Origin of the sequence: Chryseobacterium sediminis (assembly GCF_008386505.1) — a bacterium.
Lineage (GTDB): Bacteria > Bacteroidota > Bacteroidia > Flavobacteriales > Weeksellaceae > Chryseobacterium > Chryseobacterium sediminis.
The window spans coordinates 564,048-580,508 of sequence record NZ_VUNZ01000001.1 but is presented as its reverse complement, the minus strand read 5'-3'; the positions used below and the strand labels follow the sequence as shown (position 1 = coordinate 580,508).

Sequence of the window (16,461 nt, the reverse complement as noted above, 5' to 3'; positions counted from 1 at the left end):
AAAATCTGTTGAAGGAAAGATTTTAAGGTAAAACCCAACGCTAAAATCATTTAATAGAATAAAAGAAAGGCACAAAGTATGAAAACGCCAACCAACACATATAAAATTAATAATCAAATATTTATCATAAAAAACAGCATTATAATTTCCGAAATAATTACATTTAAATGACAGATAAATACTTAAAATAGCGCTAAAATTGCAAACAGAAAAAACAACTTAATTTAGGATGAAAAACAACATTATTCTTTTATTCACCTGTATCATTTTCGGTTTTTATCACGCCCAAATAGATAACCGGACCATTACAAAACAAAGTATCGAAAAGAAATTAGCATCAGCTAAAAACATATCTCTTGATCCCAAGAAAAGGATTCAGCTTTATTTGCAGATTTTCAAAGATGCTAAAGACATTGGTGACAAAAAATCTATCCTTACAAGCGGAAAGAACTTAATGATACTCTATTATAATATTGGTGAAAATGAAAAATCTATTGAATACTCATATGAATTAGAAAAGGCCGCCAAAGAAGCTGATGATAATGAATCTATTGCGATGGCATATATTGAGAGAGGGACCGCTCTTTCGGCACTTGGCCTTTTTGATGAAAATTATAAAGAACTTCGTAAAGCAGAATATTTTGTCAATAAACTCACCGATGAAAACAAAAAACATTTTAACAGAGCCCATATCTATCAGGGTTTAACATCCGGTTATTATATTCCTAAAAAAGCCCATCAGGATACTATTTTATTGTATTTCAAAAAGAGCCTGCAGGAAGCAGAAAAAATAAGGGATATTGAGAATACCCGGCAAACAGATGAAAAGTATGACATGATCTCTTATCTTTATATGAATATAGGAATGTATTATGCCATGATTTCAAATCCCAAAAGACTGGATATTGCTGAAGAATACCTGCAAAAATCATTAAATATCCTGAATCAAAGGAAATTTACCCAGATGAAAGTCGATAAAATTCCTATATTAAATTATTTGGGACACTTCTATTCAGAACAGGGTAAAAATACAGAAGCCATTGAATATGCACAGGAAGTACTACAATTAGAAAAGAGAACACATTCTCCTGCCAGCAGAGTGGCGGCATACGCTACTCTGACCAATTCTTTTGAAAGTCTTAAAAATAAAGATTCTACTATTAAATATATGGCTCTTTATTCAAACCTTAGCGATAGTTTAGCGCATTCCAATAAGATGTCTGCTGACAAAACTATAAAAAAAATAAGCCAGCAAAAAGATAAAACTTATCAGAATAATATCTTACAGTTCACTGTTGTTGTTTTTATCATTGCATTAGTTCTTGTTGCAGGAGGATGGTGGTATTGGAAACGAAATCAAAATAAGCTTCATCAGCGATATGAAACAATTATTGAGAAGCTCAAAACAGAAAATCAGACACCTGAGACACCTGATCATCAACCCACTGAAATCAAGCAGGAAAATAACCTCATCATATCAGAAGAAACTACAGCGTTATTACTCAATAAACTTTCAAAATTTGAAAAATCTGAAAAGTTTCTGAAAAAAGATCTGACACTCACCTCTTTATCCAATTCGCTTGCTACCAACCCAAGATATCTTTCGGAGATTATCAAACAATATAAAAATAAAAGCTTCAACAATTACATTAATGGGCTTCGGATTCAATTCATTACAAATAAGTTATATGACACTCCTATCTTCAGAGAATATAAAATAAGTTATCTGGCAGAAGCTTGTGGTTTCTCTTCAAGAGAAGTTTTTGCAGTCATATTTAAAAAAGAAACAGGTGTGAGTCCTTCATATTTTATCAGTCAGCTGAAAAAAGAAAAAACAGAAGAATGATCAATCTATCAACCATTGTCTGAAAAATAGAGTACCTTCGTTACAGACAGAAATTTTTATCAATCATGAAGTTAGAATTATATCAGATAGATGCATTTACTGAGAAAATTTTCCATGGAAATCCTGCATGTGTCGTTCCTTTAAAAAACTGGCTGCCCGATGAGCTACTTCTAAAAATTGCCCGCGAAAATGCCGTAGCCGAAACAGCCTTCTTTATCGATAATGGCAGCACGATTCATCTAAGATGGTTTACGCCTGAAATAGAGATGGACTTATGTGGACATGCTACTCTTGCCACAGCACATTGCCTGATTTCAATATTAAACTATCAGAGCAATACTATTGTTTTTGAAACGAAAAGCGGAGAATTAACGGTTGACGTTAAAGATGGTGTTTACTATATGGACTTTCCTTCAAGAATGCCCGAAGCAGCTGTTCTTCCGGACACCCTATCCAGATCACTCAATATACAGCCCAAAGAAGTTTTCAAATCCAGAGATTATATCCTCGTGTATGATTCTGAGGATGACATTAAAGATATAAAAATTGAAAGATCTGTTTTTGACCTCATCAATCTGGATCCCGGCGGTCTTGTTGTGACGGCAGCCGGTACAGACAGTGATTTTGTCTCAAGGTATTTTACTCCGCAATCATCTATTCTCGAAGATCCTGTAACCGGTTCTGCACACTGTTCGCTCATTCCGTTCTGGTCTTCAAGGTTAGGAAAAGATATGCTTTTTGCCCGTCAGCTGTCTGAAAGAGGCGGACAGCTTTATTGCGAAAACAAAAATGAAAGAGTTATTGTGGCCGGTAAAGCCAAAACGTATTCTATGGGATATCTGTGGATAGAATAATATAATCTCAATCAATAGTCAAACAACTCGTTCTGAAGAAGGGTATATTGGAATAACAGTAAAAAGGCATTAACTATCTTTGGTTAGTGCCTTTTCTGTAAAAATTTGGTTCTCCAAAAGAATGCAGAGAAAAACAGATCAGATATTCCAATAAAAATTTTTTATTAAATATGAACGAAATTAAACTAGATTAATTTCAGTGAACAATAACTGTCTTACATTTGCTAAAGAATCAAGACAACAAAAAATTATTATACAAATTAATCATTAATATTAAAAATTTAAAACTATGAGTACATTAACATTAAAAGACGGAACTGAGATTTTTTACAAAGACCAAGGACAAGGACCAGTATTAATGTTTCACCACGGATGGCCATTATCATCTGATGATTGGGATGCACAGGTTATCTTTTTCTTACAGAGAGGTTACAGAGTAATTTCCCATGACAGAAGAGGCCACGGCCGTTCAAGCCAGAATATCTATAACCACACTATTGAACAATACGCTTCCGATGCTGCAGAACTTGTAGAATTTCTTGATTTGAAAGATGTTGTTCATATAGGACACTCTACAGGTGGTGGTGAAGTGATCAGATATGTACACAAATATGCTAATGGAAGAGCAAAAAAAGCGGTATTAATCAGCGCTGTTCCTCCGGTTATGGTTAAAAGTGAGAGCAATCCTGATGGAGTTCCAATAGAAGTTTTTGATGGTATCAGAGAGCAGACTCTGAACAACAGAAACCAGTTTTATTTTGATCTGACGTTTCCTTTCTACGGGTACAACAGAGAAGGTGCCAATATCAAAGACGGAATTCAGAGAAACTGGTGGAGACAAGGACTGATGGGTGGAATTGTTGCTCACTATGACGGTATTAAAGCATTTTCTGAAACAGATTTCACAGAAGATTTGAAAGCTGTTGATATTCCTGTTTTGGTATTGCATGGAGAAGATGATCAGATTGTTCCTATCGAAAATTCTGCTATAAAATCAGCGAAATTATTAAAGAACGGAAAATTGATTACCTACCCAGGTTTTCCTCACGGAATGCCAACTACGGAACATGAAACTATTAATAAAGATCTTTTGGAATTTATCCAATCTTAATATGAACATTTTATTTTCCAATAAGAAATAAAAAAAGCCCCGTAATTGGGGCTTCTTTTTTAACAGAAATATTTATAATACTTCTACAGTCATTTTTATTTGCAACAAACTCTGAAAGCCTAATTTGATTTCTCCCATACATGTATGCTAAATCATGACAAAGCACGTCATAAGAACTTAAATCAAAAAGAAAAATCTAAATCATCAGCTGAAGGTCTGAAATTGGAATGCATTGCCGCTGTAAAATAATCACAGAATACCTGATAAACTGCAGAATCTGTTTCCGTAGCTTTGATTCCCAATTGTGTATAAACGGTAAGTATCTGATTGGATAACTGCTGTATCAGCCCTACTCCGTAAGTATGAATTTCGTTTTGCTTTTCTGTTGAAATTTCTCTGTTTTCACTGAGCAAATTTTCAACTTCTCTGGCAATGTTTAATACTTTATCTAAATGTTTTTCTACGGAGTCTTCAAAACTTTTAAAATTGATGTGAGGACGAATAAGTTCAGCTTCTTCGATGAAATGGGAAGCAATTCCTAGATAATTCACTAAAAGCGTTAAATCTGCAAAAACCCGAAACGGAATATTGTCCAGAATATCATTCGTAAAAAAATGATTATACACAAAACTGTAGTCTTCATTTACAACAACGTTTTCAATGGTAAAGGAATAGGTGCCACTGGCTTTCATCCCCATAGATTTCCAGTTCGGGATGACTTTTGCCTGCTCTTTGGGAACAATGAATGAGTGAATAATCTCATTACCGTTGTTATCTGTTATGGCCTGGCCGTTCTCTGTAATTTTAGCATTAAGTGTAAAATGAGTCAGATGGGGCGCTCCTGTTGCGAAACTCCATAATCCATTAATGATGTAGGTATTATCATTTTGCTTTTCTGCTGTTCCGCCAATCATTCCGCTTCCGCCAAAACAAACTTTAAAATTGGAAAACAGTAATTTGGCCACTTCAGGTTTGATATTTCTTGAAAAATAATTAGCTCCGGCACATAGTGTAAGCATCCAGCCAAAGCTTCCATCTGTTTGAGCCCAGCCAAATAATGCTTTCAGTCCTTCTTCAAAACGATAGCCTAAACCACCATATTTTTTCGGTACCCAGATTTTAAGCCATCCTTCTTCATGAATATGCTCTATAACTTTATCAGAAATAACAGAAGTACCCTGAAGCTCTTTTCTGATATCTTTATTATTAAGCATTCGCCTTGTTTTTAATGATTTTTTGCCATTCGATATACCCGGAGATGGCTACTAAAAATAAAAATGATGTTAAAACAGCATAGAGGTATAATTCTTTATGCAGCAACAAGGGTATTGAAATAATATTACTGATATTGAGTACCACCCAGTTTTCAATCTTTCTTCGCGCCATGAGCCACATTCCGGCCCAGGCAAAAGCACTTACTAAAGAATCCCAAACGGGAACATCTGAGTCTGTAAAATGAGTAAGAAAAAACCAGAATAAACTAAAAGTTCCTACAACAATTCCCGTGGCAATCCACTTTTCAGAAGCAGAGGTAACAGAGATTTGCATTTCAGATTTCTGTTTCCCGAATTTCCAATACAGCCATCCGTAGATGCTCATGATCAGATAATAAAGATTTAAGGTAAACTCCGCATACAGTTTTGAGGTAAGCATCACATACAATGTAAGCAGAATACCTGCAATCCCGAAAATATAGTTATTGACATTGTTTTTACGGGCCAGTAAGACCTGAATTACTGAAAATAAGACTCCAAACCATTCCGGTAAGGTAATTTGTTTTAAAATGTCCTGCATCATATTAATTGTTAGAAATCAAATGATGAGATGATAAGTAAGCAATCCCTACGCCGGCATTATCCGGATCAGGTGTGGAAATATATTCCTGGGTATCATCTCAGCCACTGTTATCTGTAGCACCCCATTGTTGGGCAAAGGTGCAGTTTTTTTCCGGAAAAAGAAAATACAGCGGGCCTTTTATTTTGAAATACAGTACATCAACATACCTGTTAAATGAAATATTCTAGACTTCCCGAACCAAACGGAATGTAAGATTAATGCGTTCCTTCATAGAGGTTGCAGATTTAGCAATCCGGTGTTCCCAGTTCTCCTGCAGATCTCCTTTCATAATCAATAAAGAACCATGAGGAAGAGGAAGGCTGTATTTGCTCTGATGATGATCCTTTTTACGGAAATCAAAGTTTCTGGTCTGTCCCAAACTTATTGAAGCAATCACCGGACGGTTTCCATATCTGCTTTCTTTATCCCGATGCCAGGCAACAGAATCATTATGATCCCGATACAGATTAAGCAATACTGAATTGAAACGATACCCAAATGTATCTTCTATTCTTTGTTTTAAAGAAAACAGTTCAGGTGTCCAAAGGTTATTATCCACTTCACCATTTCCTAATGGATAATCTGTTTTCGGATCTCCATACCATGCCGTTAAGCGTGGTGTCAGCACCATCTTATCATACATTTTTTGGGTTCTTTGCTTCCAGGGAGCAGTTTCAAGCAGATGAGTTTTAAGGCGGTCAGCCTCTTCTTGACTCAGGAAATGTTCTCTGTACTCCAGAAGATCTTTTGGAAATTCATACAGATCTTCCAAATTAAATAAACTAAGCTGTCCCATTATTGTTATTATTTTCTGCTAAAACATAAAATCCCTTAAATCTTATGATACAAAACATATCCACAAATATATTAAAAACGATACAAAATAAATCAAGATAATAAAAATCATCCAGGAAAAGCAGGCAGTAATGAATTTTATAGGAATTGCATAATTATTTTATGCATCTCAATATATTTCGTTTTTATAATAATTCACTGTTATAACAAATTGTAAATTAAAGATCTGAATTAATTAATACAGACAAAAAAACGAGTAATAACAGATCATCCACGCACTGTATGAAATCACGTAATGAAGATTTAATACGTTATTAAAAAATAAATATTCATCTTTGCAGCCTTAAATTCAAAAACGCTAGTTTATTTCATGAGCATTATTTTTAAAAAGCGACTATTTATAGCGCTTGTATTACCTACGGCGGCCCTTTATTACGGGCAGAGTACGAAGGATTCTTTAGAGAAATCAAAATCTATTGATGAGGTGATGTTGGTAGGTAGAAACCTTTCCCAAACAGCCAAAGAAAGAAAGACTCCTGTTGCAGTATCTACGATCAAGGCCGCAGAAATTCAGGAGAAATTAGGAAACAGAGAGTTTCCTGAGATTATGAAGTCTACTCCATCCGTGTACGTTACCAAAGTAGGCGGAGGTTTTGGAGACAGCAGAATCAACATGAGAGGTTTTGATGGGGCTAACATTGCAGTGATCATCAACGGGCAGCCGGTGAATGACATGCAGGGAGGTACTGTATATTGGTCTAACTGGACCGGGTTGGCAGACATCGCGAGCAACATTCAGATTCAGAGAGGTTTAGGAGCTTCCAAATTTGTAGTCCCTTCTGTAGGAGGAACAATCAATATTGTAACCAAAGCTACTGATTCTGAGCAGAAAGCAATGATTAAAGGAGAAGTGGGTAATGATAATTATTCCAGAATATCTGCAATGTACTCTTCCGGGTTAAAAAACAAATGGGGAACTACCGTATTGCTTTCCCGCTGGCAAGGTGACGGTTATATCAACGGAACGAAAGGAGAAGGTTATTCATGGTTTTTCTCAACAGGATTTAAGCCTAATGAAAAACATGCGTTCAATTTAATTGCAACAGGAGCGCCACAGGTACACGATACGAGAAGATCTTCTGCAACCGGAGCGAATGTTGCTACTCTACAGCAATTAGACAACTATGGAAGAAGATACAACCCACAGACAGGAATGTTGAACGGTTCTCAATTCAATTTGGCACCTAACTTCTATCATAAGCCTATTGCATCATTGAACTGGGACTGGACAATGAATGATAACCTGAAATTATCTACAGTTCTTTATGGTTCATGGGGACGTGGCGGTGGTGGTACCGGACTGAACGGCTCTATCAAAAACGGCAGCGGACAAACCATGAATTTTATGAATTATGGTGCAGGCGGAGACGGTACGATCAATTGGGATATGATTTATCGTTATAACAGAGGTGGTATGGTTACAGATTATAACGGAAATACTTTCCAGAAATCTACCTTTACTGCACCTGCAGGCTCTCCTACTGATTATAACGGACAATATGTAGCTACGCTGAACGGAACCAACGGTATCGTAAGAAAGCAAAGTATCAATGCTCATGACTGGTATGGAGTAATTGCAGACCTTAATTACAAAAAAAATAACTGGACCTTTAACGGAGGGATCGATCTTAAAACTTACAAAGGGGCACTTTATGATATTGTTACTGATATGCTAGGATCAGATGCTCTTTTTGTTTCCAGTACGGCCAATGCTCCAAAAGGATACTATATCAACAATACGGTAAAACCGGAGCCTCTTACTAAACTTAAAGATGCTCAGAAAGTATCTATACACAATGAAGGACTGGTAAAATGGGCAGGTGTATATGGAATGGTTGAATACAGCTCTGAAAAGCTAAGTGCATCCGTTCAGGGATCAGTTTCTGAACAATACTACAAAAGAAGAGACTATATGCTGTATACTCCTGGAAACCAGGAAACGAAATGGTATCACAAAACGGGTTATATTGTAAAAGGAGGTGCCAATTATAATATAGATGAGCATCATAATGTATTTTTCAATACAGGTGTTATTTCCAGACAACCATTATTCAATGCTCTGTTCCCTTCCAATCAAAATATTTACAACGATGCAAAGAATGAAAGAATCTTCTCTGTAGAATTAGGATATGGTTTCAAATCCCGTTATGTAGATGTGAATATCAATGCTTACAGAACGCAGTGGGATGACAGATTTATTTCAAGAACCTTTAATGCAGGAGCTGCAGATGTTGCCAACTTCTCACAATTACAACTTGGAAATGCTTATTTCTACAACGCACTGAATGTTGGACAAATACACCAGGGTGTTGAACTGGAAGCAAAGGCAAGACCATTTGCCAACCTTAGACTGAGAGGGATGTTATCATTAGGGAACTGGAAGTACAAAGGAAATGCAAATTTCAACATTCTTGATGTTCAAAACAATCAGGAAGTGGCAGGAGCTACAGGAGTTATCAACATCAAAGATCTGAAGGTTGGAGATGCTGCACAAACTACAGCAAGCCTTGGCGTTGATTATAACATTACCAAAGCTTTCAGTATTGATGCTAACTGGGAATATTATGACAAGCTATATGCGCAATTCAACCCGATCAACTTCCTTACTGAGGCAGCAAGAGAAAAAGGAATTGTAAAATTGCCAAGTTATAATTTATTTGATGTAGGTGCTTCTTACAAATTCACGCTTGATGCGAAAAAGTCTTTAACATTGAGAGCAAATGTGTATAACTTATTCAACAAATATTATATTTCTGAATTAAGCTCCAATATTTTCGCAGGTGACAAAATTGCCAGCGGTCCAAATGCCGGGAAAACTTATCAGGAAACCGGAAGAGTTTATCAGGGTATTGCAGATGGAAACACAGGATTCCTTGGTTTTGGAAGAACGTGGTCTGTAGCAGCTACTTTAAGATTCTAATATAATTCGTTTAAATAATGAATCAGAAAACCCCGCCAGAATTTGGTGGGGTTTTTAGATTATTCACTAAAATTGTTTATTTCAAATTCTTCACCTGCAATGCCCTTTGATAAAAGGACTGGCTCTCAATTTTCTCCTCAGCTTCATTAATAGCTGCAAGCAGATTATTCTTGTTATCAGTAATATCTCCCAGAATCTGTGACATCAGTTCCCAAACAGGTTTCATCTTCTCAATAAGTTCTTTTCCTTTTGAAGTCAGGATAAATAATCTTTTACGTTCATCCTGTTTATCTTTCTTCCATTGTATCAATTCCAGCTTTTCGAGTTCTTTGAGAAGGGTTATGGTGGATGGATGGGTGTATCCTATCTCATTGGCAATTTCAACAACACTTGCGATCTCTTTTTTATAAATGGTAAAGATCACCGGAAACCATTTAAGCTCAAAATCTATTCCGAATGCTTTATAAATAAGCGCTCCGTCTTTCCTTAATTGTTCGCTCAAACGGTGTAATCTGGTTGATATGGCAAGAATTCCTGCTTCGTTGATCACATTCATATTCAGTCAATTTTTAAATGGTAAAAAATATCATCAGCACTCATCAAAGGGAATTTTACAGGAAGATTTTCTTTTTCAATCTTCACAAAGTGATTCCTTTCGTAGAAACGCTGTGCAGCTTTCAATACCGTTATAGTTCCCAAATATAGATCATCAATTCCATTTTTTCGGCAGAAAGAAATTAAAACTTCCAATAATTCCTGAGCGATATTCAGTTCTTTGCCTCTGAATTCTTTTTTAACAAACATTTTTCTGATGGCTCCTGCCCTTTCATCAAACTTAACCAATGCAATGGAGCCTACCAGTTCACCATCCACAAAAGCTCCCCAAAAGTTACCGCCAGCTTCCTTATAAAAACTTTCAATCTGCAAAAGATCGGGCTGATCTTTTATTGTAATCGGAATATTAAACTCTTTCTGCTGAATGGTCAAAATCAAATCAATGGCCTGCTCCGAATAAGAATTTCCTATGGGCTGTATCTGTAATTTCATAATGTTTATATTTTAAAGTATAAAACTACGTAGTTAAATACATATATACAAATTGATTTTACCTATTAAATAATTTTAGCATGATCAATAATCAAAAAAAACGTATGCCATTACTGACATACGTTTTTATCTATAAATTACAAAATACGGTTATTTCCAACCTCCTCCTAAAGCCTGATAAAGCTCTACGGCAGCTTTCATTTTACTGTATCTTGCATTGGAGATGTTCAATTCTGCATTCAATGAATTCACACTTGCATTCAAAACTTCAAGGTAGTTTGCCATACCATAGTTTACCAATTCCTGAGAATAGTCAACTGATTTTTTGTAGGCATCCAGTTCTTTTTGTTTTAATTCAATAAATGAATCCTGTACAGAGAAAACTCTGATAGCATCCGAAACTTCTTTTCCTGCAGTAAGAACGGTCTTTCTGAAGTTCAGATAAGCCGTTTCCTGATTGGCAAGACTTACATCATAATTCGTTTTGATCTGTCTTTTATTCAAAATCGGCTGAGCCAGTCCTGCTACTACATTCGCAAATAATGAATTTACACTGAATAAGTGATCAATATCCACAGACTGAAGCCCGCCGCTACCTGTCAATTTTAAAGTAGGATAAAACTGAGCTTTGGCAGAATTTGTTAATTCAAAAGCATTCATTAAGCTGTATTCTGCTCTCATTACATCCGGACGGTTAGCCAACAGCTGGGTTGGATACCCTAATTTTAAATCAATCGGAAGGTTCTGTCCTTCCAATGTAGATCTTTCAATAGAATGAGAAGGTTCTCCCATTAGAAGACTCATGGTGTTTTCAAGAAGCTGGATCTGTGTATCAATATCAATCAGCAATGACTTGGCATTGAAAACAAGTGCCTCGCTCTGCTGTACCGCCACTTCAGTAACAGTCCCTGAAATTTTTAAAGCCTTTGTAGCCTCTAAGTTTTTCTCTCTTACCGCAATGGTTTCTGTAATAATTCTCTTCTGCGCATCAAAAGTCAGCAATTGATAGTACGCAGAAGCAATGGAAGACACCAGACTGCTTTTAACCGCTTTATGGGCAGCAACAGTTCCTAAATAGGTGGCAAGCTGTGCTTTTTCCTGCGCTCTTAATTTCCCCCAGATATCTGCTTCCCATCCAATACTTGCCGTAATGTCAAACTGGTTTACATAACGTCTTTCTCCAATAATCTGCCCAAACTGAGTATTGATAGACTGAGTCTGGAAGGTATAGTTAGGTCCGATAGAAAGTGTCGGCTGATAAGCAGCTTTACTTTGCTTCAGATAGGCTTCTGCAGAATTGATGCTTTGCAGTGCGATTCTGATATCCAGGTTGTTTTCCAACGCTTTAGAAATATGTCCCTGCAGTATAGGATCTGTGAATATCTCTTTCCATGAAATATCCGCAATACTGGTACTGTCTGAAGGAAGCATATCTGTACGGAACAGCTTTTCGTCTACAACGTTCTTCGGTCTTTCATATTCTTTTCTTGCCATACAAGATGAAATGGCTCCGAGTATGAAAACTGAAAAAGTGATTCCTTTTATGATGTTTAATAAACTCTTCATTATTTTTAATTAGAAGTTAGAGTTTAGAAGTTAGAAGTTAGTTTTTAGACTCATATCTAATTCCTAACTTCTAATTTCTTAAATCTTAATTTTATTCTGCTAAATTGATTTCTTCTTTTTTGATAGGCTTAATTTTTTCCTGCAGTGTTTCAAAGATCACATACAGAACCGGAATTACAAATAATCCCAAAACAGTTCCTATCAATAGTCCGATTGCCGCACCCGTAGCGATAGATCTGTTACCCACTGCTCCAATTCCACTTGCCAGAACTAAAGGTAATAAACCGAAGATAAAGGCGAATGATGTCATTAAGATAGGTCTCACTCTGGCTTTCGCTGCATTGATGGCTGACATTACAATGGTTTCTCCATGATGTCTTCTCTGCACGGCAAATTCAACAATAAGGATCGCATTTTTCGCCAGTAATCCCACGAGCATGATCAGGGCAATCTGGAAGTAAATATTATTTTCCAGCCCCATAATCTTCTGCCCGAAATAAGCTCCCATTACCCCAAGAGGAAGAGAGATAATAACGATCAGCGGAAGAATATAGCTTTCGTACTGTGCAGAAAGGATAAAGTAAACGAAGATTAAACTTAGCCCGAAAATCAGAAGCGTCTGAGATCCTGAATTTAATTCTTCTCTGGTTAAACCTGTAAATTCTACTGCATAGTTTTGATTCAGGGTTTCATCAGCTACCTGCTGTACGGCTGCAATTGCATCCCCGGAACTGTATCCGTCAGAGTTTGCTCCTGTCACTTTTACTGAGGTAAACAGGTTATAACGGCTTACAGATTGTGGTCCGTACGCTTTTGTCAATGTTACAAACTGTGAAATCGGAGACATAATACCTGATCCTGTTCTGACATAAAGCTGGTTCAGATTTTCGATGTTCTTTCTGTTTTCAGGAAGTGCCTGAACCATCACTCTGAACTGTTTCCCATACTTGGTAAAGTCGGCAGTGTAAATACCTCCAATATACCCCTGCATAGTAGACAGAATGTCATTTACAGAAACCCCAAGCTGTTTACTCAGCGGAACATTAATTTCCATCTGATACTGAGGATATTTAGTATTGAATGAAGTCTGTGCAAACTGAATTTCCGGTCTCTGCATTAATTTACCGATGAATTCATTCGTTTTAGCATCTAAATCTGCATATTCTCCACCTGATTTGTCCAGCAATACCATTTCAAAACCGGCACTGTTACCAAATCCCGGTACACTTGGCGGTTGGAAGAATACAACTTTAGCATCAGGAACAGCTCCTACAATTCCAAATAATTTTTTGGTGATGTCTTCAGAAGTCTGTCCGTCTTTTTTTCTTTCTTCAAATGGTTTCAGCTTAACAAAGGCAAGACCGTTGTTACTTCCGTTTCCGGATAAGAATCCTCTTCCCGTAGAAATCGTTACATTCTGTACTCCCGGAACTTTCAGTGCCTTAGCCTGAAGTGTTTTCAAAGCGTTGTAAGTTCTTTCCATAGAAGCTCCCGGAGGAAGCTGAACATCGGTAAAGATAATCCCTCTGTCTTCTGTAGGTACAAACCCTTTCTTCATACTGCTGCTTGCCCAGAATAAAATTCCTCCTGTAACAGCAAAAATAATCAGAGTTACCCATTTATGTCTTAACAGGAATACAAATCCTCTTCCGTAACGTTCAGTAGTTGTTTTAAAAGCAATATTAAACTTATAAAAAAACTTCTGTAAAATATTTAAATTCTTATACTCTTTATGATGCTCTGCGTGAGGTTTTAAGAATAATGAACATAAAACCGGACTCAGCGTTAATGCATTAATTGCTGAGATAATGATTGCAATGATCAGCGTAATACCAAACTGCTGGTAGAATACCCCTGTAGGTCCTGTAATGAAGGTCACCGGAATAAATACCGCAGCCATTACCAAAGTAATAGAAATAATAGCGCCCGTAATCTCATCCATGGCTTCCACCGTTGCTTTTTTAGCATCTGAAATACCATGCTCCATTTTTGCATGAACGGCCTCGACGACGACAATGGCATCATCCACTACAATACCAATCGCAAGTACCAATGCAAATAAGGTTAAGAGGTTTAATGAATATCCGAAGAGATTCAGGAAGAAGAAAGCTCCCACAATAGATACCGGAACCGCAATGGCCGGGATCAGCGTAGATCTGAAGTCCTGAAGGAAAATATATACTACAATAAAAACCAGAATGAAGGCTTCAATCAGGGTATGTACTACCTTTTCAATAGAAGCTTCCAGGAATTCGTTGGTATCAAAGTTGAAAGTATATTTTACACCTTTTGGAAAAGTTCCCTCTGCTGATTTCAGATAGGCTTTGATATTTTTAATAATCTCCTGTGCGTTGGATCCCGGAGTCTGGAAGATCCCCATACTGATGGAAGGATTGTTTCCGTTCTCCCCGATTCCTGTATAAGACTGTCCCGCAAGTTCTACTTTAGCAACATCTTTCAGCATCAGGTTTTGTCCGTTTGCAAGAGATTTGATGATAATATTATCATACTGTTCTTTATCGTTGAATTTACCTACATATTTGATGATATATTCAAAAGAACTTCCGCTGTTTTGTCCAATAGAACCCGCTGCAGCTTCTCTACTCTGCTCGTTAATCGCATTGGTAACATCGGTAGGAGTTACACTGTAGGCAGCCATTTTTGCAGGATCCAGCCAAATTCTCATCGAGTAGTTTTTACCTCCGAAAACGTTGGCATCCCCTACACCATTTACCCTTTTCAGGTTGGGAATAATATTAATATTCAAAAAGTTTTGAAGGTATACGTCATCAAGGTCTTTATTTTCAGAATAGAAAGACATATACATCAAAGCACTGGTCTGCTGCTTCTGGGTTACAACCCCTGAACGCGTTACTTCAGACGGTAAAAGAGGCGTCGCTCTGGCCACACGGTTCTGTACGTTTACCGCTGCAATATCCGGATCTATTCCTTGTTTGAAGAAAACCTGGATCTGAGCAGAACCATCGTTCCCGGCGCTGGAAGTGATATAATCCATACCTTCCACCCCGTTGATCTGTTCTTCTAAAGGTACTACCACACTTTTCATCACCGTCTCAGCATTGGCTCCCGTGTAGTTTGTGGAAACACTTACTGTAGGCGGTGCAATATCCGGATACTGTGTAACCGGTAACGAGATCAGTCCTAACACCCCGAGAATCACAATCAAGATTGAGATTACGGTAGATAAAACCGGTCTGTTAATAAAGTTTTTTATCATTAGAATTTCGGTTTTATTGATTGAACAAGACTATCCATTTTGATTGGCTTCGGTTTTACTGCTGTTCCCGGTTTCAGACCTCCGATACCGGCTGCAATAACTGTTTCACCTTTATTAACTCCGGATTTAAGAAGAGCCATATTGTCGATTCTGTCAATAACATTTACAACAACGTTTCTGGCAGTATCTCCTTTTTCTACTTTGTATACATAAACAATACCCTGCTGTTCGTAAGTAGCACTTTCAGGAACTACAAGAACATTATCATAATGCTGAGGGAATCTAATGGTTCCACTGTTACCATTACTTAATAATTTCTGAGCATTTGAGAATGCAACTCTGAACTGAATAGTTCCGGTTGTAGGATCAATTTGGCCGGTAATAGCTTCAATTTTTCCTTTTTCAGGATAAAGACTTCCATTGGCCAGCTGAAGCTCAACCATTGGTAAGTTTTTGATTTTCTCAGGCATAGAAGCTCCCGGAGACTTTTCAAGGAAATCAAAATATTCTTTTTCATTCATTGCAAAGTAAGCATAGATCTCAGAAGTATCAGAAATTGTTGTCAAAGGAGTCTGATCAGATGGTCCTACCAAACTTCCTACTTTTAACGGCAGTCTTCCAATCACCCCTGAAATAGGCGCACGAATGATAGAATATTCAATATTGGCTTCTACTCCCTTATAATTGGCCTGTGCCTGTCTTTTGGAAGCATTGGCCTGTTGTAACTGAGCTTGAGCCTGTGCCAGCTGAGCCTGTGCGGTTTGTAGCTGTACGTTGCTGATGATGTTTTTCTGAACCAGAGGTTTTAGTTTGTTTACTTCAACCTGAGCTGCATTTACAGAAGCCTGAGCTGCAGCAACACTGGATTCAGCAGCACCAATTCCTGCTTTGGAAGCGGCTGCATTTTCGTTCAGAATATTGGTCTCCAAACGGAATAAAGGCTGTCCTTTTGTAACATATTGTCCTTCATCTACCAATACCTGGGTAATATATCCCTGTATTTTTGCACGTACATCATTGTTTACTCTACCCTGAATGGTAGCCGGAAACGTCTGATAACCCACTATATTTTTCGACTCCACGGAAATAACAGGATATGGCTTGGCACCATCTTGTTTCGGAGCTTCTTTTTTGCAGGCAGTCAGTGAAAGCGCTGCAATGGAAAGTATAACTAGCTTATTATTCATT

12 protein-coding genes and 1 riboswitch are annotated in these 16,461 nt (G+C 37.3%); of the genes, 4 read left to right on the top strand and 8 right to left on the bottom strand.

Annotated elements, in window-relative coordinates:
- Positions 1 to 229 precede the first annotated feature (229 nt).
- The 3 genes from FW780_RS02665 to FW780_RS02655 all read left to right on the top strand — a co-directional run bounded on the left by FW780_RS02665 (position 230) and on the right by FW780_RS02655 (position 3,811).
- Positions 230 to 1,846: an AraC family transcriptional regulator gene (locus tag FW780_RS02665; RefSeq protein WP_149832079.1), complete on the top strand. Its 1,617-nt coding sequence runs from the start codon at positions 230 to 232 to the stop codon at positions 1,844 to 1,846.
- 65 nt (positions 1,847 to 1,911) lie between these two features.
- On the top strand, positions 1,912 to 2,700 hold the full coding sequence (locus tag FW780_RS02660) for a PhzF family phenazine biosynthesis protein (RefSeq protein WP_149832078.1): 789 nt from the start codon (positions 1,912 to 1,914) through the stop codon (positions 2,698 to 2,700).
- A gap of 289 nt (positions 2,701 to 2,989) precedes the next feature.
- On the top strand, positions 2,990 to 3,811 hold the full coding sequence (locus tag FW780_RS02655; protein ID WP_149832077.1) for an alpha/beta fold hydrolase: 822 nt from the start codon (positions 2,990 to 2,992) through the stop codon (positions 3,809 to 3,811).
- Between the two features lie 182 nt (positions 3,812 to 3,993).
- On the opposite strand, the gene FW780_RS02650 is transcribed toward FW780_RS02655, so the two are convergent.
- From FW780_RS02650 to FW780_RS02640, 3 genes are all read right to left on the bottom strand, one after another.
- Positions 3,994 to 5,025 (bottom strand): acyl-CoA dehydrogenase family protein, encoded by a 1,032-nt coding sequence (locus FW780_RS02650; protein ID WP_149832076.1) that lies wholly within the window; start codon positions 5,023 to 5,025, stop codon positions 3,994 to 3,996.
- Positions 5,018 to 5,608 carry a nicotinamide riboside transporter PnuC gene (gene pnuC / locus FW780_RS02645; protein WP_149832075.1) on the bottom strand — a complete coding sequence of 197 codons (591 nt, stop codon included), beginning with the start codon at positions 5,606 to 5,608 and terminating at the stop codon, positions 5,018 to 5,020. Before pnuC ends, FW780_RS02650 begins: the two co-directional genes overlap by 8 nt.
- Positions 5,609 to 5,633: 25 nt before the next feature.
- Positions 5,634 to 5,742: riboswitch (TPP riboswitch) on the bottom strand.
- Positions 5,743 to 5,831: 89 nt separating this feature from the next.
- Entirely contained in the window at positions 5,832 to 6,443 is a 612-nt protein-coding gene (locus FW780_RS02640) for an alpha-ketoglutarate-dependent dioxygenase AlkB family protein (protein ID WP_149832074.1), read from the bottom strand.
- A gap of 369 nt (positions 6,444 to 6,812) precedes the next feature.
- Between FW780_RS02640 and FW780_RS02635 the strand changes: the two genes are divergently transcribed.
- The gene (locus FW780_RS02635; RefSeq protein WP_149832073.1) at positions 6,813 to 9,422 is read left to right on the top strand and encodes a TonB-dependent receptor; all 2,610 of its coding nucleotides are present in this window, start codon (positions 6,813 to 6,815) and stop codon (positions 9,420 to 9,422) included.
- A gap of 76 nt (positions 9,423 to 9,498) precedes the next feature.
- On the opposite strand, the gene FW780_RS02630 is transcribed toward FW780_RS02635, so the two are convergent.
- From FW780_RS02630 to FW780_RS02610, 5 genes are all read right to left on the bottom strand, one after another.
- Positions 9,499 to 9,978, bottom strand: coding sequence for a MarR family winged helix-turn-helix transcriptional regulator (locus FW780_RS02630; RefSeq protein WP_149832072.1), 480 nt, complete (start codon positions 9,976 to 9,978; stop codon positions 9,499 to 9,501).
- A gap of 2 nt (positions 9,979 to 9,980) precedes the next feature.
- Positions 9,981 to 10,469 carry a GNAT family N-acetyltransferase gene (locus FW780_RS02625; RefSeq protein ID WP_149832071.1) on the bottom strand — a complete coding sequence of 163 codons (489 nt, stop codon included), beginning with the start codon at positions 10,467 to 10,469 and terminating at the stop codon, positions 9,981 to 9,983.
- A 150-nt stretch (positions 10,470 to 10,619) separates the two neighbouring features.
- Complete coding sequence (locus FW780_RS02620; protein WP_149832070.1) at positions 10,620 to 12,035, bottom strand: efflux transporter outer membrane subunit; 1,416 nt, start codon at positions 12,033 to 12,035, stop codon at positions 10,620 to 10,622.
- A 91-nt stretch (positions 12,036 to 12,126) separates the two neighbouring features.
- A complete protein-coding gene (locus tag FW780_RS02615) occupies positions 12,127 to 15,273 on the bottom strand; it encodes an efflux RND transporter permease subunit (RefSeq protein ID WP_149832069.1) in 3,147 nt (1,048 codons plus the stop codon).
- Positions 15,273 to 16,460 carry an efflux RND transporter periplasmic adaptor subunit gene (locus FW780_RS02610; RefSeq protein WP_149832068.1) on the bottom strand — a complete coding sequence of 396 codons (1,188 nt, stop codon included), beginning with the start codon at positions 16,458 to 16,460 and terminating at the stop codon, positions 15,273 to 15,275. Before FW780_RS02610 ends, FW780_RS02615 begins: the two co-directional genes overlap by 1 nt.
- Between the last annotated feature and the right edge of the window lies 1 nt (position 16,461).

Bases quoted from the DNA above. Each gene is read 5' to 3' on its own strand.
- FW780_RS02655 (WP_149832077.1), top strand. From the start codon at position 2,990: ATGAGTACATTAACATTAAAAGACGGAACTGAGATTTTTTACAAAGAC.
- FW780_RS02660 (WP_149832078.1), top strand. From the start codon at position 1,912: ATGAAGTTAGAATTATATCAGATAGATGCATTTACTGAGAAAATTTTC.
- FW780_RS02625 (WP_149832071.1), bottom strand. From the start codon at position 10,469: ATGAAATTACAGATACAGCCCATAGGAAATTCTTATTCGGAGCAGGCC.
- FW780_RS02615 (WP_149832069.1), bottom strand. From the start codon at position 15,273: ATGATAAAAAACTTTATTAACAGACCGGTTTTATCTACCGTAATCTCA.
- FW780_RS02650 (WP_149832076.1), bottom strand. From the start codon at position 5,025: ATGCTTAATAATAAAGATATCAGAAAAGAGCTTCAGGGTACTTCTGTT.
- pnuC (WP_149832075.1), bottom strand. From the start codon at position 5,608: ATGATGCAGGACATTTTAAAACAAATTACCTTACCGGAATGGTTTGGA.
- FW780_RS02620 (WP_149832070.1), bottom strand. From the start codon at position 12,035: ATGAAGAGTTTATTAAACATCATAAAAGGAATCACTTTTTCAGTTTTC.
- FW780_RS02665 (WP_149832079.1), top strand. From the start codon at position 230: ATGAAAAACAACATTATTCTTTTATTCACCTGTATCATTTTCGGTTTT.
- FW780_RS02640 (WP_149832074.1), bottom strand. From the start codon at position 6,443: ATGGGACAGCTTAGTTTATTTAATTTGGAAGATCTGTATGAATTTCCA.
- FW780_RS02635 (WP_149832073.1), top strand. From the start codon at position 6,813: ATGAGCATTATTTTTAAAAAGCGACTATTTATAGCGCTTGTATTACCT.
- FW780_RS02610 (WP_149832068.1), bottom strand. From the start codon at position 16,460: ATGAATAATAAGCTAGTTATACTTTCCATTGCAGCGCTTTCACTGACT.
- FW780_RS02630 (WP_149832072.1), bottom strand. From the start codon at position 9,978: ATGAATGTGATCAACGAAGCAGGAATTCTTGCCATATCAACCAGATTA.